This window comes from Pseudomonas sp. Rh2 (assembly GCF_040762985.1).
Classification (GTDB): Bacteria; Pseudomonadota; Gammaproteobacteria; order Pseudomonadales; family Pseudomonadaceae; genus Aquipseudomonas; species Aquipseudomonas taiwanensis.
This window is the reverse complement of the sequence record NZ_CP142890.1, coordinates 3,397,786-3,416,090: the sequence shown is the minus strand read 5'-3', so window position 1 is coordinate 3,416,090 and position 18,305 is coordinate 3,397,786. Positions and strand designations below refer to the sequence as shown.

At 63.0% G+C, this 18,305-nt stretch carries 10 protein-coding genes; 7 read left to right on the top strand and 3 right to left on the bottom strand.

Going from position 1 to position 18,305, the window contains the following annotated elements; genetic code table 11:
* The first annotated feature begins 56 nt into the window (after positions 1 to 56).
* From VXM67_RS15325 to pgm, 3 genes are all read left to right on the top strand, one after another.
* Positions 57 to 1,706 carry a VRR-NUC domain-containing protein gene (locus VXM67_RS15325; RefSeq protein WP_367237132.1) on the top strand — a complete coding sequence of 550 codons (1,650 nt, stop codon included), beginning with the start codon at positions 57 to 59 and terminating at the stop codon, positions 1,704 to 1,706.
* Complete coding sequence (locus VXM67_RS15320) at positions 1,703 to 3,964, top strand: ATP-dependent DNA helicase (RefSeq protein ID WP_027906698.1); 2,262 nt, start codon at positions 1,703 to 1,705, stop codon at positions 3,962 to 3,964. The genes VXM67_RS15325 and VXM67_RS15320 overlap by 4 nt, the downstream gene beginning before the upstream one ends.
* Positions 3,965 to 4,050: 86 nt before the next feature.
* Positions 4,051 to 5,688 (top strand): phosphoglucomutase (alpha-D-glucose-1,6-bisphosphate-dependent), encoded by a 1,638-nt coding sequence (pgm, locus tag VXM67_RS15315; protein ID WP_023380873.1) that lies wholly within the window; start codon positions 4,051 to 4,053, stop codon positions 5,686 to 5,688.
* A 106-nt stretch (positions 5,689 to 5,794) separates the two neighbouring features.
* Here the strand turns inward: pgm and VXM67_RS15310 are convergent, their stop codons facing one another.
* On the bottom strand, positions 5,795 to 6,493 hold the full coding sequence (locus VXM67_RS15310; RefSeq protein WP_023380872.1) for a pirin family protein: 699 nt from the start codon (positions 6,491 to 6,493) through the stop codon (positions 5,795 to 5,797).
* A gap of 175 nt (positions 6,494 to 6,668) precedes the next feature.
* Between VXM67_RS15310 and VXM67_RS15305 the strand changes: the two genes are divergently transcribed.
* On the top strand, positions 6,669 to 9,173 hold the full coding sequence (locus tag VXM67_RS15305) for a UvrD-helicase domain-containing protein (protein ID WP_367237131.1): 2,505 nt from the start codon (positions 6,669 to 6,671) through the stop codon (positions 9,171 to 9,173).
* A 7-nt stretch (positions 9,174 to 9,180) separates the two neighbouring features.
* Here the strand turns inward: VXM67_RS15305 and VXM67_RS15300 are convergent, their stop codons facing one another.
* Positions 9,181 to 14,058, bottom strand: coding sequence for an NEL-type E3 ubiquitin ligase domain-containing protein (locus tag VXM67_RS15300; protein ID WP_367237130.1), 4,878 nt, complete (start codon positions 14,056 to 14,058; stop codon positions 9,181 to 9,183).
* 231 nt (positions 14,059 to 14,289) lie between these two features.
* Here VXM67_RS15300 and VXM67_RS15295 point away from each other — a divergent pair, with 231 nt between their 5' ends.
* The 3 genes from VXM67_RS15295 to VXM67_RS15285 all read left to right on the top strand — a co-directional run bounded on the left by VXM67_RS15295 (position 14,290) and on the right by VXM67_RS15285 (position 17,604).
* The gene (locus VXM67_RS15295) at positions 14,290 to 15,216 is read left to right on the top strand and encodes an alpha/beta fold hydrolase (RefSeq protein WP_023380869.1); all 927 of its coding nucleotides are present in this window, start codon (positions 14,290 to 14,292) and stop codon (positions 15,214 to 15,216) included.
* A gap of 76 nt (positions 15,217 to 15,292) precedes the next feature.
* A complete protein-coding gene (locus VXM67_RS15290) occupies positions 15,293 to 15,706 on the top strand; it encodes a VOC family protein (protein ID WP_023380868.1) in 414 nt (137 codons plus the stop codon).
* Between the two features lie 218 nt (positions 15,707 to 15,924).
* Positions 15,925 to 17,604: an MFS transporter gene (locus tag VXM67_RS15285; RefSeq protein WP_023380867.1), complete on the top strand. Its 1,680-nt coding sequence runs from the start codon at positions 15,925 to 15,927 to the stop codon at positions 17,602 to 17,604.
* Between the two features lie 86 nt (positions 17,605 to 17,690).
* On the opposite strand, the gene VXM67_RS15280 is transcribed toward VXM67_RS15285, so the two are convergent.
* Positions 17,691 to 18,260: a hypothetical protein gene (locus VXM67_RS15280; protein WP_023380866.1), complete on the bottom strand. Its 570-nt coding sequence runs from the start codon at positions 18,258 to 18,260 to the stop codon at positions 17,691 to 17,693.
* Positions 18,261 to 18,305: the final 45 nt, after the last annotated feature.

The following is an 18,305-nucleotide window of genomic DNA, read 5'->3' as shown; positions in this document are numbered from 1 at the left end:
GTCGCTATGATCTGTATGTATAAACAGTGTTTTGTGACCGTGGCCCGACCCTACTCGTGATTGCCCATTCCGTCGACGACCCGCTCTACTACCTGCATAACTTTCGTCAGGTATTGCTGTGGGTCGAGCAACGTTACGCCGACTTGCTGGATACGCACGAGCTGGCGTTCATCCAGGCTTTCGCCCAGCTGGAAGTGCCAGCACAGGCATTGATGGTGCGCATGGTCATGCGCAAGGGCGAGCTGTTTCGCAGCGACCGGCTGGACTACGCCGAAATCGGTGACCCCATGCTGGCGCTACAGCCGTTGCAAGCGCTCGGTTGGGTCGCTGAGCCTGCGTCGCTGAGCCTGGAGCACCTGTTCGCCCTGCTGCGCAAGGACGAGCTGGCGGCATGTTTCGCGGGCCAGTTGACCCGGCCTAGAGCATCGAAAAGCGATATGTTTGCGCAACTGCAGCCATTGGCGCTCGAACCCCGGCCGTTGGCCGAATGGTACGTCGATGCCCCCATGCGCATCGTTCAGTGGCGCCTGCAGGTGCTGTGCGACCGTATTCGTCTGCTGTTCTTCGGCAACCTGTACCAGGACTGGTCAGAGTTCGTGCTCGCCGACCTGGGCTTGCTGCGCTTCGAAACGGTGCCGTTCAGCCACGACTCCCGCGCCTTGCGTGAACGGGCCGAGGTCGATCTGGCGATGACGCTGCATCGGTGCGCCGAGGGCCTGGAGCAGGGCGAGTCACCGGTGGCCATCCTCACTACCTTGCAAGGCCTGAGTTGTGACAACCCCTGGCTGGCACGACGCCGTTCGCGTTTGCTGTTTGCCCTTGGCCAGCAGTGCGAGCGCCTCGGCGATTGGGACCAGGCCCTGGCGGTGTACGCCCAAAGCAACCATGCGCAGGCACGGATCCGCCAGGTGCGGGTGCTGGAGCGCAGTGAACGGTGGCCGCAAGCCCTTGAAATGGCCCAGCAGTTGGCCGCCGCACCGGCCAACGCCCTTGAGGTCCAGGCCCTTGAGCGCATGTTGCCCAGGCTGGTGCGCAAACTCGGTGGTCCAGCGCAAAAACGCAGCCGTACGGCGCCCTTGACCCTGCTCGAACTGGAGCTGCCCCGCGAGCTGGCAGCGCTGGGCGTCGAGCAAGCGGTGCGGCAACATCTGGCCGGGCAGGGCGCAGTGGTCCACTACGTGGAAAACACCCTGTTCAACAGCCTGTTCGGCCTCTTGTGCTGGGATGCGATATTCGCTCCGGTGCCGGGGGCTTTTTTCAACCCGTTCCAGAGCGGGCCTCAAGACCTACACGACAGCGACTTTCAGCAGCGTCGTGCCGCCCTGTTCGACGCCTGCCTGGCAAGGCTCGACGATGGTAGCTATCGCCAGGCCATGCGTGAATGCTACATCGCCAAGCACGGCCTGCAGTCGCCGTTCGTGTTCTGGGGGCAGTTGAGCGAGGCGTTGCTGGACCAGGCACTGGACTGCTTGCCAGCCGCCCACCTGAAACACTGCTTCACGCGGCTGTTGCAGGACATTCGCAACAACCGTGCGGGCATGCCCGACTTGATTCAGTTCTGGCCTGAGCAAGGCCGTTACCAGATGGTCGAGGTCAAAGGGCCGGGAGATCGCCTGCAGGACAACCAGTTGCGCTGGTTGGCATTCTGCGCCGAGCATGACTTGCCGGTGGCGGTGTGTCATGTTCGCTGGAGCGAGGCGTCGTGACCTACTCGGTAGCAGTACGTGCGCTTTGTGAGTTCAGTGCCAAGGTCGGTGACCTGGACCTGCGCTTCACGCCATCGCCCACGGCGCTGGAAGGCATCGAGGGGCATCGGCGAGTGGTGGCCCGGCGCGCGGCCGACTATGAGTCGGAAATCACCCTTGAAGGCCAGTATCGGGGTTTGCAGGTGCGCGGGCGTGCCGATGGCTACGACCCCAGTTGCAATCGGCTGGAGGAGATCAAGACCTATCGTGGCGATCTGGCGCGCCAGCCGGCCAACCATCGGCAACTGCACTGGGCGCAGGCGAAGGTATATGCCTGGCTGCTGTGTCAGGCCCGGCAGCTGGCGTCAATCGACGTCGCGCTGGTGTATCTGGACGTCGACAACGATGGCCAGACGCTGATCAGCGAGCGCTACCAGGCTGGCCAATTGCAAACCTTCTACGAAACCCAGTGCCAGCGATTTCTCGCCTGGGCCCAATATCAGGAGCAGCGCCTGGTCGAGCGCAACCAGGGTTTGCAGGTATTGGGCTTTCCATACCCGCAGTTTCGCCAGGGCCAGCGCCAGTTGGCCGAGACCCTGTACAAGGCGGTCAGCACTGGCCGTTGCCTGATGGCCCAGGCCAGCACGGGGATCGGCAAGACCCTGGGTACGCTGTTCCCGTTGCTCAAGGCCATGGCACCGCAACAGCTCGATAAACTGTTCTTCCTGACGGCCAAGACCCCAGGCCGGGCACTGGCCCTCGACGCCCTGCGACAGATCGACGATGCCTCGGCGCAGCCGGCGTTGAGGACCCTGGAGTTGATCGCTCGCGACAAAGCCTGTGAGCACCCCGACAAAGCGTGCCATGGCGAGTCCTGTCCCTTGGCCCAGGGCTTTTATGATCGCCTGCCGGCGGCGCGAGAGGCAGCAGCACGCCTGCCGATGCTCGATCGGCAACTGCTTCGCGAGGTGGCTTTGGCCCACCAGGTGTGTCCGTACTACCTGGGCCAGGAAATGGCCCGTTGGGTGGATGTGGTGGTGGCCGACTACAACTACTACTTCGATGCCCATGCGTTGCTGTTCAGCCTGACCCAGGCCAACCAGTGGCGGGTCGCGGTGCTGGTGGACGAAGCCCACAACCTGATCGAGCGCGGCCGCGGCATGTACAGCGCCAGTCTCGACCAGGGCCAGTTGCTTGCGCTGCGCCAGAGTAAACCAGTGGGCCTTGGCAGCGCGCTGGACCGTCTGAACCGGCAGTGGAATGCCGTGTTCAAGGCCCAACAGGCGCCGTATCAGGCCAGCGACAAACTACCAGAGGCTTTTCTGCGAGCCCTGCAGGGATGCATCGGGGTCATCCAGGAACGCCTGGACCAGTCCAATGGTGAAGTGGACCCGCAGGTGCTGCAGTTCTTCTTCCAGGCCTTGCAGTTCAATCGGGTGGCCGAGCTGTTCGATGAGCACTTCCTGTTCGATATCAGCTTGCGCAGCGGTCAGCGCAATCGGCGCCTGGCCACCCTGTGCCTGCGCAATGTCACGCCGGCGCGGCTGCTGGGCCCGCGCATGCAGGCTGCCCGGAGCGTGACGCTGTTCTCGGCCACGCTCAGCCCCAGGCATTTCTATGCCGACCTCCTGGGCATGCCCTCGGATACCGCATGGCTTGAGGTGGCGGCGCCATTTCGGGGTGAACAGCTGCAAGTGCGTATCGCCAGCGAAGTGTCCACCCGTTACCACCAACGGCACGCCTCGCTGGAGCCTATTGCCACCCTGATCGCCGAGCAGTATCAGCGGATGCCGGGCAACTATCTGGCGTTTTTCAGCAGCTTCGAATACCTGCAACAGGTCGCCGACGTGCTCGCCCGTCGCCACCCGACGATCCCATTGTGGCTGCAGTCGCCGGGCATGGACGAACAGGCGCGTCAGGCGTTTCTCGACCGCTTTGTCGCCGACGGCCAGGGGGTTGGCTTCGCGGTCCTTGGTGGCGCCTTCGGTGAAGGGGTCGACTTGCCGGGTACGCGCCTGGTCGGCGCCTTTGTCGCGACCCTCGGTCTGCCGCAAGTCAACCCGGTCAACGAACAGTTCAAGTTGCGACTGGGTCGCCAGTTCGGCGCCGGATTCGACTACGCCTATCTGTACCCAGGTGTGCGCAAGGTCATTCAGGCCGCTGGTCGGGTCATACGAGGCGATCAGGACCGTGGCGTGCTGGTGCTGATCGACGAGCGCTTTGCCCAGGCGCGGGTCCAGCAGATGTTTCCGGGATGGTGGCACATGGCTGGCGAATAATCCTCGGCGGGCCCATCGCGCAGTATTGCAACTCCCAGTACACTGCGTGTTCCAACACCAACATCCGTTGAACTCGAGGTTTTTGCATGACGCTCAGTCCTTTGGCAGGCAAGCCGGCTCCGGCCAGCGTGCTGGTCGATATTCCCCGCCTGCTCACCGCCTATTACACCGGCCGTCCCGACGCCGCCGTGGCGGCCCAGCGCGTGGCCTTCGGCACCTCGGGGCACCGGGGCAGTTCGCTTGAACTGAGCTTCAACGAGCATCATGTCCTGGCCATTACCCAGGCCATCTGCCTGTACCGTCAGGAGCAGGGCATCGACGGCCCCCTGTTCATCGGTGCCGATACCCATGCCTTGTCTGCCCCGGCAGCGGCCAGCGCTCTGGAGGTACTGGCCGCCAACGGCGTGCAGGTGATGCTGTCCAAGGACGATGAGTACACCCCGACGCCCGCGGTGTCCCATGCCATCCTCTGCTACAACCGCGGCCGCACCCAGGGCCTGGCCGACGGCATCGTCATCACGCCTTCGCACAACCCACCCCAGAGCGGCGGTTTCAAGTACAACCCGCCCAATGGCGGCCCTGCCGACAGTGATGTGACCAAGTGGATCGAGGCCAAGGCCAACGAACTGCTGGCGGCGGGCCTTGCCGGCGTCAAGCGCGTGGACCACGCCCAGGCGCTGCAGGCAGCGACCACCCAGCGTCACGATTATGTCTCCAGCTATGTCGCAGACCTTGAGAACGTCATCGACTTCGATGTCATCCGTGGCGCCAACCTGCGCCTGGGCGTCGATCCGCTGGGCGGAGCAGGGGTGCGCTACTGGTCGGCGATCGCCGAGCGTTACCAACTGAACCTGGAAGTAGTGAACACCGAGGTTGACCCGACGTTCCGCTTCATGACCGTCGACTGGGACGGCCAGATTCGCATGGACCCCTCTTCGCCATACGCGATGCAGGGACTGATTGGTCTGCGCGAGCGGTTCGATGTGGCGTTTGCCTGCGACCCGGACCACGACCGTCACGGTATCGTCACGCCCGACGGCCTGCTGCAACCGAACAACTACCTGGCAGTGGCCATCGACTATCTGTACCGCCACCGCCCGCAATGGCGCAGCGATGCCGCCGTGGGCAAGACCGTGGTGTCCAGTGGCCTGATCGACCGGGTTACCCAGCATCTGGGGCGTGCATTGTACGAAGTGCCGGTCGGCTTCAAGTTCTTTGCCCAGGGCCTGTTCGACGGCTCGTTGGGCTTTGGCGGTGAGGAAAGTGCCGGTGCCTCGTTCCTGCGCAAGGACGGCACGGTCTGGGCGACTGACAAGGATGGTTTGATCCCGGCGTTGTTGGCGGCGGAAATGACCGCCCGTACCGGACGCAACCCAAGCCAGGCCTATGCCGACCTGACCAAAGCACTGGGTAAACCGTATGCCACGCGTGTCGAGGCGAAGGCCGATGCACGGCAGAAAGCCTTGCTGAGCAAATTGGCGCCAGAGCAGGTGACATCGACGGAACTTGCCGGCGAGCCAATCGTGCAGATCCTCAGCCATGCACCGGGCAACGGCCAGGCCATTGGCGGGCTGAAGGTGATGACCGCCAACGGCTGGTTCGCCGCGCGGCCCTCGGGTACCGAGGATATCTACAAGATCTACGCCGAGAGCTTCATCGACGAAGCGCATTTGCAGCGTCTGGTGCAAGAAGCCCAGGTGTTGGTGGATGCGGCGATTGCCTGATCGAAACGGTTAAAACAGGGGCTGTCGTGCAGCCCAATCGCCAGCCAGCCGGCCCCTACAGAAATTGCGATGTAGGAGCCAGCTTGCTGGCGGTTGTTCCCTTCACTCAAGCTACATCGACCAGCACGATCTCGCTGTCTTCGATCGCGGTCACCTGCAGCAGTTCTTCCTGCTCGATCGCCACCCCGTCGCGGGCCTTGGCTCGCAGTCCATTGATTTCCACCAGTCCTTTGGCTGGCACCAGGTAACCGCGGCGCCCTGCATCGAGGCGGTACTCGGCACTTTCCCCTGCACGCAGGGTGGCTGCCACGAGTCTTGCATCGGTGCGAATCTGCAAGCTGTCTTCGTCGCCGGCACGGCCACTGGCCAGGGTGACGAAGCCCTCACCGCGTTCGCCTTTGGGGAAGGGACGGGTTCCCCAGGACGGCGCATCGCCAACCCGCTCAGGCACTATCCAGATTTGGAAGATCCGCGTGTCGACGTCTTCCAGGTTGTACTCGCTATGAACGATGCCGGTCCCGGCGCTCATCACCTGGACATCGCCCGCCTCGGTACGGCCCTTGTTGCCAAGGCTGTCCTGGTGGGTGATGGCGCCTTCACGGACGTAGGTGATGATTTCCATGTCGCGGTGCGGGTGCGGTGGAAACCCGCTGCCGGCCGCGATCAAGTCGTCGTTCCAGACCCTCAGGTTGCCCCAGTGCATGCGCGCCGGGTCGTAGTATTCGGCGAAGGAGAAATGGTGGTGGGCATCGAGCCAGCCATGATTGGCGTGGCCAAGGCTTTCGAACGGTCGCAGTTGCAGCATGGTCGTGCTCCTTGATTCGGTGGAATGACGCCATGATGCGTGGGTTAAAGATCGAAAAAAAGCGTAAATATCGGCTTAAAACAATCTATAAAATAGATTGAATTGCAGATGGCATTTGACCGCTTTGTCGCCTAATGCACTGATTCGCTGGCGATTTTTCTTAGATGCAGCGAACATGGCTGCTGATTCGATTTTCAACGGAGTGATCGTGGCCCACGAGCAAACCCAGGCGCCCGCCGACCTTACCCCTCCAGCCCAGCTGCCTTGGTTTCGTCGCCTGGCCGCACGCCTGCTTGGGCGTGGCCTGAGCCGTCTGCAAGCGCAACACCGCGACTCCTGGTTCCTGGGGCACGCCACTGGCCAACGCAGCGGCCACGCTGACGGCCTGCGAGAAGGTTTCGAGCGTGGACGGCTGGAAGGTTACGAAGCCGGGCGCCAGGTACTGGTGATTCGCGACACTCGCCCCGATGCGCCTGCGGTTCCCGGCCAGGACGACAAACTGTTCGATGATTGGCGTCTGCCGCTGAGCGCCGAGTTGAAAAAGCGCTTCAAGGCCGATGTCGCCCAGCGCCTGCCTGCCGAGGCCCAGCCCAGCGCCGCGCAGTGGAAGCTGATTTTCAGCGACACACCGTCCACCTGCGTGGTGGCGGGGGCCGGCGCGGGTAAGTCTACCTCGCTGGTGCTGCGGATATTGCTGCTACGCCATTACCTGGGCTACGAGCTTGACGCGATGACCGTGGTCACCTTCACCCGCGAGTCACGCAAGGATTTCATCAAGCGCCTGGTGCAGGTCTTCGCACGCTGGCAGGTCGATCTGTCGCCTGCCCGTGCCCGGGAAATGGTGCGGACCTTCCATTCGCGCATTCTGCCGCTGGTCCGCAGCCTGCCGGGTTTTGGCCAGGTACGGGCATTCGAGACACTGGGCAGCGAGATGCCGGCCGGCCAAGAGGCTGAGGCTGACAGTAATCCGTTCGATCTACGTCTGAACGACGCCCAGCGTCAGCAGCTGAACCTGTGCTACAGCCAGCTGCTCGATCAAAGCCCGCGCTTTGCCCAGATCATCGCGACCTTGCGTCGCGAGGCCCTGCAGCTCAAGCCCCTGGACCCGGACCACCCGGACGTGCAAAAGCGTGTGCAGGTGACCCAGCTGGCCGCCCAGCGTGACGAAGAGCTGTGCGATGTGATCGAGGACCTGTGGTTCGCGGCGGGCGCCTGGCCGATCAGGGGCATCGAGCCGTGCCGCGAGACGGTAGACATTCGCGGCAGTCGCTTCCATGTCCACGGGCATCTAGAAGGGCTGGATACCTGGGTGGTGCTGGGCTTCGACCCCTCGGAAAGTGCTCAGTGCCAACGCCCCGGCGCCAAGCTTGCGGTGCGTGCGGAATGGGCGGTCAAGCGCACGCTGTTGCAGGCCTACTGTGACAAGCCGCTGATCTGGCTCGACAACTACGCGATGGCCCGGCGCCTGGCGGCGTCGTTGGCGGGGGATGCGGTGTCGGGACCGGGTTTCGAGTACAAGGTCAAGGGCGAACTGGCAGCGGCGCCGCTGCTCGATGCCTTCGTCGGCGCGGCAAGTTTCATCGAGAACCTTGGCCTTGAGGTCGGCAGAGCGGTCGCAGCGATGAGCTTCCCCGCAGGCGACAGTGATGGGTTGTTCTTCGAAGCGCTGGCATTGTACTGGAAGGCGCTGGAGGCGCATTTGCTCGCCCAGTCGCCGCCGGTGATGAGCTACAACCGCATGTTCGCCCTGTTTGGTGAAAACAATCCCGAGAACCTGCAGCTGTTGCCCGACCCATTGCTGCGCCCGTTGGCCCATTTGATGATCGACGAGTTCCAGGACGTTTCACCACAGATCGTCAGTTGGCTCCGGGCCAGCCTCGCTGAAATTCGCCGGCGTGGCACAGCGATGCATACTGGGCGTAATGCCCAGCACTCGTCGTTGCTGTGCGTGGGGGACGACTGGCAGTCGATCTACGGCTGGCGTGGCAGCTCGCCCAAGTACTTCATGGAGTTCACCAAGACCTTCCCGTCACCGGCCAATACCCGGGTGATGCTGGTCGACAATTACCGCTGCCAGCAGCAGGTGATCGACGCCGCCGAGCATCTGGTCAAGGGGACTCCGGCCATCGCGGGCAAGAAGGCGCGTGCCGCGGGGCCGGCTGCGGAATTGCCGGGCTCGCCGGTCCGGGTGTTCGACCGTGACGAGGCGGCACTGGGCCAAACCTTGATCGAGCACTACCAGCGCGGTGAGTCGGTGATGATGCTGTACCGCAAGGGCAGTGACCGGGCCTTGATGAGTGAGCACCTGCAAACGGTACTGCAAGCCGAAGCGGCACTGCCCGCCGAGCAGCGTCGGCTGCGTCAGTTGACCTATCACAGCGCCAAGGGCCTGCAGGCCGATGCGGTGTTCATGTTGGGCGACTGCCAGTACCTGACCAGTTCGCCGTACAAGAACCAGGTCTATCGACTGGCCGAATTGGGCCGTTCAGGCGATGCCCAGCCTTTCGATACCGCGCAGAAAGAAGAGGTACAGCGCTTGGCCTACGTAGCGGTGACGCGGGCGGTCCGGCACTGCTATTGGCATGTCGAGGCTGCCAATGGCGAGGCGGCGAGTGCGCCGCGTGCGTCCAGCCAGGTGGATGGCCGGCAGGCCTTCTTCGAAGACCTGCGCGGACAGTGAGCGCGACCTAGCCGCCGAGGGTTGCCACCTGGTGGGTGAGGCTGAGCAACAGGCCATGTTCGACCTGCTGTTGCTCGGCGTTCAGGGCATCCATGGCTTGCTTGAACTGCCCGTCGTTGAGCTGCACGCGGCGCAGATGGTGCTGTTCGTCCAGGGGACTGGCCGGCATGACTTTCGCCAGAGCGGTGGTGACCGAGGTATCTAGGCGCGTGACAGGCTCATTGCTTCGATCCAGGCAGTAGAACAGGTAGTCATGGCCTGATCGCCAGAAATCGGTGAGCAGGATGAACTGCTCGGCATAGCGGGTCTTAATGTGCATGACCCAACCTGGTTGCTCGATCAACCAGCGCTCCCGAGCCTGGTGGTCACGATCGAGCCGTTCCACCTCGGCAGCCACTTTGTCGATGATGCCTTGGGTGATTCTGGCGGTGTCACGGTACAGCATGCCCCGGCTCGGCTCGGGGAAGTCCAGGCGCGCGGCCAGCGATTGACGCAAGGCCAGTCGTACCTCGATATCGTCGACCAGGCCGGTTTGCAGGTACAGATCCGGATAGGCCAAAGGCTCGTCCAGCTCATCGTATGGCGGCAAGTCTTCGTCAAAGACATCATCTTGCAGGGCCTGCTTGCGTAGCGTTCTTCGCAGACTGATGCGGTCGGCCAGTTCATTGACTTTGCTGCGCCGGAACAACCGGTGGTAAAGGTGCAGCAGCGTTTGCGAGCGATCACCGAGCCGACCCGCCGTCTCGTGGGCCAGCACCTCGATCTCCAGAGCGCTGAAAGCATCGGCACCGGCATCCCCACAGGTGGGTGGGTAGTCCTGGGCGACTTGTTCAAGGCGCTCTCGTAGCCCGGTGTCCTGTCCGGCTTTCTCGAGCATGGCCCACACGCGCGTCGCAACGCCTTGTGCGTCCTGGCGAGCTTCTGCCGATTGCGCCAAACGCTCCAAAGCGTTGAGCAGATGGCGGTTCCCGCCGTGTTCGAACAGGTCGCTCCAGAGTCGTTGCTGGTGACTGCTGGCCTGGTCACGCCATATCCCCCGATCCCCTTGTCGTGGCGTACGCTCGGTCACGTTGACACCACCGTTCGCCAGGCGAGTACGCGTTGGGCCTTCGAGCGGGTTGAAATTGAACAGCCAGCTGCGTCCTTCGACACGGGCGGCAACATCGCGGGCGAAGGGTGTCTGTAACACGTCGGACAGATCGGGGACTGTACCGATGCGATTGTGGGAAAGGTCCAGGATGCGCAGTTGGTACTGCGGCTGGCGCATTAGGGTGGACAGCCCGTTGGGCCATTGGCTGAGGTCGCAGCGGTCCAGGTCGAGTTGCCTCAGCCGCGCCATGTAACGCAGGTCGGGGGCCAATTGCAGTGGATTGCCACTCAGTCGAAGCACCTTGAGATGCACCAGGTCCTGGAAGCGCGCCGCCAGTGCCGGGTTCAGCGTGATGTGGTTGTCCGACAGGCCCAGGGCCTCCAGCGGTAATCCTGCCAGGCAATCCAGGCTGGCATCGTTAAGCTCCAGCAGGTTGCCATGCAGATTGAGCACACGCAGGTCACGCATGGCGCCCAGGGCCCGCAGCGCCGTGGGGGGCAGGGTGGTGAGGCGGTTTTCGCCCAGCGACAGCGCCTGTAATTTAGGGGTCGACCTCAGGGCGTCGAACAGTGACTCAGCGTCGATTCGCGGGTTGTCGATCACTTCAAGCTGCGAGAGGTTTGGGAAGCACGCCAGAAAGGCGCCTTCCAGTCGGGTCAACGTCAGACGCTCGAGGGTAAGGGCGCGGACCTGTGGGAAGCGTGCGCTGATTGCCGGCAGTTCGGTCAGTTCCAGGTCATCGAGTACCAGCACCGAGGCGTCGGGCTCGCCTTCTTGGCGCCATGCACGCATGAGCCGTTCGCTGCATTGCCGGCGTTGGTCACGCAGGGGCGACTGCTCGACGGCCTGATGCCAGCGGTTCAGTGCGCTCAGCAAGGTGCGCTGTTCTTCTTCGAGTCGTTGGATTGCGCTGCCCAAGTCACCGGCTTGGGACAGTTGCGCTTGCAGCGCGCTGAGCTGCTCGGCATTGAGCGTTGGGTAGAGGGCCCGGAGTCGTCCGGTGGCGACGCTCGTGGAGGCGCCTCGGCCACTGAGCGGGTAGCCCAGACGGCCGTTGGCCAGGCGCAAGGGTGATCGCACGCTCGGCCTGATGGGCTGTTGGCCGAGCAGGGCAGCGCAATGCCCTCGGTCGGCGGTGGCGTGGCCGAACAGCTCGGTGGCCGTTGCGCCGGGGTGTTCGGCCAGCAACGCCTGTTTCAACAAATGGCTGTCGGCATTGGCCAGCGAGGGCCGATACAAGCCCAGGAGTGCCTGATCGAGCCGTGCATGGGCTTGCAGCAACCGTGCTTCTTCGGCAATGCGCAAGGGCATCCGCCCCGATGCAAGTCGTTGCCGCTCGCCGTGCCCGATGTGTCTGAGTATCTCCTCCAGCGCGCTGTCCGGTAGCCCAGGAAACTGCCGTGCCAGTGTTTGCTCGGCAGGGCTACGCAATTTGCCCTGGCTGTGCCGCAAGCTGTCGAAAATGTCCTGGCGCTTGCTGTCCAGGCGATCGGCCAGTCGTTGGTCCAGGGTGCTGGCACGCTGCGCGGAAGGCGTATCGCCCAGCAGGGATTGCCGCTGTTGCTCACCCATCTGGGCCAGCACGGTCTGGCTCAAATGGCCGCTTTCCAGGTCCGAGCGAGTGATCTCGATTTCCACCTGGCCAAGCATCGGTGGCGCGCCGTAGCGCACCGAATCGCCCCAAGGCTCCGGGCCGTCGTACACCTTCAGCACATGATCCAGGGGCCATTGGGGCATGTTCAGCAGTTCTGGCAGTGCGTAGTTCTTGTAGGCGGCCAGGCGTTGGCCATGGCGTACGCTGCCGACGATGTGCTCTACCTGGTTGTCCAGGCGCAGGCGAAGCAAGGTTTCGCGCAGCAGTGCCGGAGGCTGCAGCCCGGTAGCCTGGGTGCGCCGCAGGACCGTGCTGTCGATGCCGGTAGTACGCAGGGCGGCGGCCAGTTCGGCATCGTCGAGCCCGGCGCTGAACTGGCCCAGGCGGCGCAGCAACTGGGCTGGCTCCCATTCCACCGGTCGTTCGAAAGCCAGTTGCCAACGACCGTCACCGTGGTGGTGCAGACGAGGGGCATAAGCATTGGGGTCGTGGGGATGGCGAACACGCCACTGCTGTTCGGCGTCCTGGAAGATTTCGAACATCGCGCCATCGTGCATCCAGTAGATCTTACCCTCGACCCGGTAATAGCCTGACGCGTCCATCACTGCACCCTCCGGCAAGACTGTGGAGCTGGCATAACGGGCCATTTGCGGGTGCCACAGCAATGCTTGCCCGTCATGCCAGACGCGTTGCAAGGCATCGACGAAGCCAGAGGCCTGCACCAGCCGCGTACCTACCGCAAAACCCGCCGTTACCGCCGCATTGATGGCCAGTGCGGTCAATTGCCCCAACGCTTGGGCAGTATCGCCTTCCTCCCAGGCGTGGAACCCGGTGAACACCGAATCCATGATTTGATAGGCGAACACGCCCGCCATGACCGTATTCAGGCCGGGGACGAAAAAGGCGGCGACATTGAGAAGGCTCACGCCCGTCTCGGCCCAATGGGCCAGACGTTCCTGGCGGGCCTTGGCGTCGACATCGGCGGTTGGGACGGCGATGGCCCTGGCATCTGCTTTCATCCGCGAGACATTGGCCGCGTAGAGCGCCGACCAGAGCCCGCCATTGACTCGCGAAGGGGTGAACCGCAGATCGATCTCTCGGCGCGGGTGGACGAGGCCGTCACGCGGTTCGAACAGTGCCTGCTCAAGCAAGCGGTTCAGCTCCGCCTGTCTGTCCTGGTAGGCGCAATTGATCAACAGGCGGCGGAACGTGCTCTGCAGCAGCCTGTGGCTGAGATGCCGTCCAGCCTCCTGGCGTGAGCTGAACTCCCTGACCGGGTGTTCGCTGTCATTCGGCATGTAGACGATGCATGGATTGTTCTGGTCGGGTTGGTCTGGCCCGATCAGCAGGAGGTCGTGGAGGGGAATGTCGAACAGGCTCAGGCGCCAGCAGTGCAGGTCGTGTTGTCCATAGGTTGGCCGAGCTGCGTTTTCGGCCAGCTGGTTCAGGCCGCGGAGGCCGCGTTGGCTAAGCAGTCCCTGAAGGGCCGCGACCTGCGCCCGCACCCGTAATGAATGGCGCAGGGTGTCGAGGGTCAGTCGCTCGATTTCAGCCTTGCGCGGGCCGTCATAGTACGACTGAAGATGGGCCTGGTACTGTCGACCCAGGTCCAGCTCCCGGCAATGCCTGACGAAGCTCGCCATCGATAGCCCTTGCAGTGGGCTGTCATCGTCTGGCGCGTTGATCAGTGTGCTGTAGGCGCCGACTTCATCCAGGCCTTCGAAGTTGTGCAGGGCCGCCTCGAACAGGCTGCGCGACTGCGACGCGCCGACAGGTCGGGTGGCCAGGATGTCCACTTCCCGCTCCGGTACCAGCGGTATCTCCGGGTTGGGAACGCCTGGCCAGTTACTGCTGGCGGGTTCGAAGGGTTGGAACACATAGTGGGCCTTGTCCACGGCCACAGCGATGTTCAGTCGGCGGGTCAGCAACGGTTTGCAGAATTCGGTGATCCCTTGGAACCCGCGCAGGCTCTTTTGCAGGGCTCGTTGGTGGGTGTTGCGCGCTTCGATGAGTGAGCGCAGTCGCTGGCGATCATCATCCGAGGCGGTGCTGTACCAACTGAAGGGGGCGCCGTCATCGGCGAGGTAGTCGGCACGCAATTGCTCGACGATGTACTGGGTATGCGTTGGATGCAACATCGTGACCCATTCGGGCAGGGCGCGGCTGATAGATGCCTGGTGGAGCGGGGGTGTGCTGTACATGGCGAGAGCCTCTGGTCTTCAGAGGCGATAGTCGACCTTCGTTTCGCGGTCAGGATGCGGTAGATACTTGCCCGCAAGGGTCGGTCTCGCGCATGTATGGGTCGGTACGAGGGCAGCGTTGCCGGGGCTTCTGGAGGATGGTGTGGCTATACACGGTGTCACCGGGTAGGCATGAGGACGGTGGCGAATTCCGTCTGGCCATGGCGCCAGGTTTAGCCAGGGAGTAGTTGCATGCGTTCGCTATGCGGTCCGAAGGATCATCTGCTTGACCTCGAAGGCATTGAAATTGCCGTGCGCACGTGGGGGCCTGAAGATGGGATCCCGGTATTGGCCCTGCACGGCTGGTTGGACAACGCGGCTTCGTTCGAACGGCTCGGGCCGTTGCTCGACGGTTGTTTCGTGGTGGCCCCGGACATGGTTGGCCACGGGCGCTCCGACCATCGACGCCATGACAGCGGCTACTACCTGTGGGAGCATGCCGAGGACATGCTGGCGGTGACCGACAGCCTGGGCCTGTCGCAGTTTCATGTGTTGGCCCATGGCATGGGCACCGGGGTCGCATCGCTGCTTGGTGCTATGACCAGTGGCATCGCCAGCATGATCTTCCTCGACGGCATGGGAGCCCCGTTCACGGTTGCCGAGCATGACCGCGTGCAGCACCTGGCGCGCGCCTATCGGCTCAAGCGCATGGTCCAGCGCAGCCAGTTGCAAGGCTTCGGCGAGCCTGACACACAGCGTTTCGACACCATCGAGATGGCCTTGGCGCAACGGCGCAAGCGCCTGGACGGTGAATTGTCCGAAGAGGCCACGCGACTGTTGGCCCTGCGCGACTTGCTGCAACTGGGCGATGGCTACTGCTGGCGCCACGACCCACGGCTGGTGCTGCCCGAACCCATGCCGCTGACCGAGGGCGAAGCCTGCGACCTGCTTCGGCAAATCCGTTGTCCGCTGTATCTGATGTTCGGTCGCCAGGGGGCGTTCACCGGTGAAGGGTTCGAGCAACGCAAGGCGGCCTTGCCTGAACATGCCCGCGTTTCCTGGCATCCGGGTGGCCACCATTTTCACCTGGAAGCACCTGATCGCGCGCTGGTCGACCAGATACTGCGCATCCTGGCCCGCCACGAGGGGAGCTTGCTGCAACGACGGGTCAATGAGTGACGGTTATGGCGACGGTGTCAGGTCCTGAGCTATGGTGACAGGCAATGATTGCCTGGATGCCATAGGGAGGCTCGGCATGCGACCTTTCGCCATCGCCCATATCGACCATCTGGTCTTGAGGGTCACGGACCTTGCGCGCAGCGTTGCGTTCTACCGCGATGTATTGGGCTGTCGGGTCAGTCGCGAGCGGGAGGATCTGGGCATGGTCCACTTGGCGACCGGTTCGGCGATGATCGATCTGGTCACCCTCGATGGTCCACTGGGTAAACCGGGCGGTGCGGGTCCCGGGTCGCAAGGGCGCAACCTGCATCACTTCTGCCTGCGCATCGAGCCTTTCGATGAGCAGGCGCTGACCGCCTACCTGCTGGAGCAGGGAATCCGTGTCGAACCTGCCGAACGACGCTACGGTGCCGAAGGGGAAGGGTTGTCGCTGTACTGTTATGATCCCGACGGTAATCAGGTCGAGTTGAAGGGGCCAGTGCAGGACTGAACCCCAGGGCGAGGAACGCGGAGCCCTCGGCGCTCACTGGCGATGCTGGCCAGTGGATATCCTGGAAAAGCCGATTATGCTTCTACTGTCCTTGCTGCGATCCGAGGCGGCTTGCCTCGTCGTGCTTCGCGCAACCAATGCAAGCCCCAGGGCCTGGGTGCGACGCTGAAATGGGTGTGAGGTACTCCGGCCTTAGAACAACAAGACGGAGGCAACCCATGGCGGTACTCGATAGCGCAACCACGGGCAATAGCGCACCCCAACGCGGCATCACCCGAGAGGAGCGAAAAGTCATTTTCGCGTCATCCCTGGGTACGGTGTTCGAATGGTACGACTTCTACCTCTATGGCTCATTGGCGGCCATCATCGCCAAGCACTTCTTCGCAGGCGTCAATGAAACCACCGCGTTCATCTTCGCCTTGCTGGCCTTCGCCGCAGGCTTTGCCGTGCGGCCGTTCGGCGCCATCGTGTTCGGTCGCCTGGGCGACATGATCGGGCGCAAGTACACCTTCCTCATCACCATTGTCATCATGGGCTTGTCCACCGCGGTGGTGGGTATCCTGCCCAGCTATGCGACCATCGGGGTTGCGGCGCCGATCATTCTGATTAGCCTGCGCCTGTTGCAAGGCCTGGCTCTGGGAGGCGAGTACGGCGGCGCGGCGACCTACGTGGCCGAACATGCACCCAAAGGGCGGCGAGGTTTCTTCACCGCCTGGATCCAGACCACCGCTACCTTGGGGCTGTTCCTGTCGCTGCTGGTGATACTGGCATGCCGCACCGCGATGGGGACCGAGGCATTCGAAGCCTGGGGCTGGCGCATTCCGTTCCTGCTGTCGATCCTGCTGCTGGCGATATCGGTGTACATCCGCATGCAGCTCAACGAATCGCCGGTGTTCATGAAGATGAAGGCCGAAGGCAAAGCGTCCAAGGCGCCACTGACCGAGTCCTTCGCCCGTTGGGACAACCTGAAGGTGGTGATCATGTCGTTGCTTGGCGGGACCGCCGGCCAGGCCGTGGTGTGGTACACCGGGCAGTTCTATGCGCTGTTCTTCCTGCTGCAGACGCTCAAAATCGACCCGCAGACCGCCAACCTGTTGATTGCGGGTTCGTTGCTGATCGGCACGCCGTTTTTCATCGTCTTCGGCAGCCTCTCCGACCGCATCGGACGCAAGAAGATCATCATGGCGGGGTGCATCATCGCGGCGTTGACTTACTTCCCGATCTTCAAGGCACTGACCGAGTACGGCAACCCGGACGTGTTCGTCGCCCAGGAGCAGAACCCTGTTGTGGTGGTGGCCGATCCTGACCAATGCGCCTTCCAGTTCGACCCGGTCGGCAAGGCCAAATTCACCAGTTCCTGCGACATCGCCAAAAGCCTGCTGGCCAAGCGTGCGATCCCCTATGGGAACGAAAAGGCCGAGCCGGGTAGCGTCGCGCAGATCCGTATCGGCGAGCGGGTGATTCCGAGCTTCGATGGCAGTGGCCTCGCGGCCGCTGACTTCAAGTCCCAGAGCGATGCCTTCACCGCTACCTTGGCGGGCGCTCTGAAGGATGCCGGTTATCCGGAAAAGGCCGACCCGGCGAAGATCCATTACCCCATGGTGTTGCTGCTGCTGACGATTCTGGTGATCTACGTGACCATGGTCTACGGGCCGATAGCCGCCTGGCTGGTGGAGCTGTTCCCAGCGCGTATCCGCTACACCTCGATGTCGTTGCCATACCACATCGGTAATGGCTGGTTCGGTGGCTTCCTGCCGACGGTGGCATTCGCCATGGTGGCGGCGACCGGCGATATCTACTATGGGTTGTGGTATCCGATCGTGATTGCGGTGATGACCGCGGTGCTGGGGATCTTCTTCTTGCCGGAGACCAAGGATCGGGATATCCATCACAGTTGAGGCTTCATTGGCCCTTTCGCGGGCAGGCTCGTTCCCACGCAGCCAGGAACGGGCTTACCCGCCCAAGGGCCGCTGCAGGTGCTTGCTCAATCGAAGTACCCGCGCAGGGTGAAGGCGTAGCCGATATCCACCTGCGCGGCCTCACCCCGGCTCCAGCGCTTGTTCAACACGAACTCGAATGCCGGCTCGTACAACCCTTCGCGCACCACGGCACCCGCCAGCACCTCCACGTCATACCAGCCGTTATCGAGCTCGATGATCGGCCGCCCGGGCTCCTGGTAACGTGCCAGTAGGTCGCCCAAGGTCTTGGGGGTGAAGTGTTGCAGGATGCGCCAGGTGAACAGCATCAGCGCGCGGTTCTCAACCCGCAACACATAGCCGGAGCGTTGATGCTTGAGGCGGCTGCCGGGTTGGCGCAGCGCGGGCGGGTCGCCGTCGAGGGTGAAAAGGATGCGGTAGGGCAGGTTGTCGACGCCGGCCAAAGGCAGCACGACCCCCTCGCGCACGGCCTGGTCGCCGCTGTCGCCATGGGTGAACTCGTAGGCCAGATCGTCTGGCAGGCCATGGGCCTGCTTGTAGCTTTCGAGCAACTGGATATCGCCGACCAGAAAGTAGTCGACCCAGTCAGTGAGCACTTCGCTGAATTCGTGGCGCATCGCTGTTCCTTGTTGTAATACGCGGTGAGCAAGGGCAACTGTAGC

Bases quoted from the DNA above. Each gene is read 5' to 3' on its own strand.
- VXM67_RS15280 (WP_023380866.1), bottom strand. From the start codon at position 18,260: ATGCGCCACGAATTCAGCGAAGTGCTCACTGACTGGGTCGACTACTTT.
- pgm (WP_023380873.1), top strand. From the start codon at position 4,051: ATGACGCTCAGTCCTTTGGCAGGCAAGCCGGCTCCGGCCAGCGTGCTG.
- VXM67_RS15285 (WP_023380867.1), top strand. From the start codon at position 15,925: ATGGCGGTACTCGATAGCGCAACCACGGGCAATAGCGCACCCCAACGC.
- VXM67_RS15305 (WP_367237131.1), top strand. From the start codon at position 6,669: ATGGCTGCTGATTCGATTTTCAACGGAGTGATCGTGGCCCACGAGCAA.
- VXM67_RS15310 (WP_023380872.1), bottom strand. From the start codon at position 6,493: ATGCTGCAACTGCGACCGTTCGAAAGCCTTGGCCACGCCAATCATGGC.
- VXM67_RS15300 (WP_367237130.1), bottom strand. From the start codon at position 14,058: ATGTACAGCACACCCCCGCTCCACCAGGCATCTATCAGCCGCGCCCTG.
- VXM67_RS15290 (WP_023380868.1), top strand. From the start codon at position 15,293: ATGCGACCTTTCGCCATCGCCCATATCGACCATCTGGTCTTGAGGGTC.
- VXM67_RS15295 (WP_023380869.1), top strand. From the start codon at position 14,290: ATGCGTTCGCTATGCGGTCCGAAGGATCATCTGCTTGACCTCGAAGGC.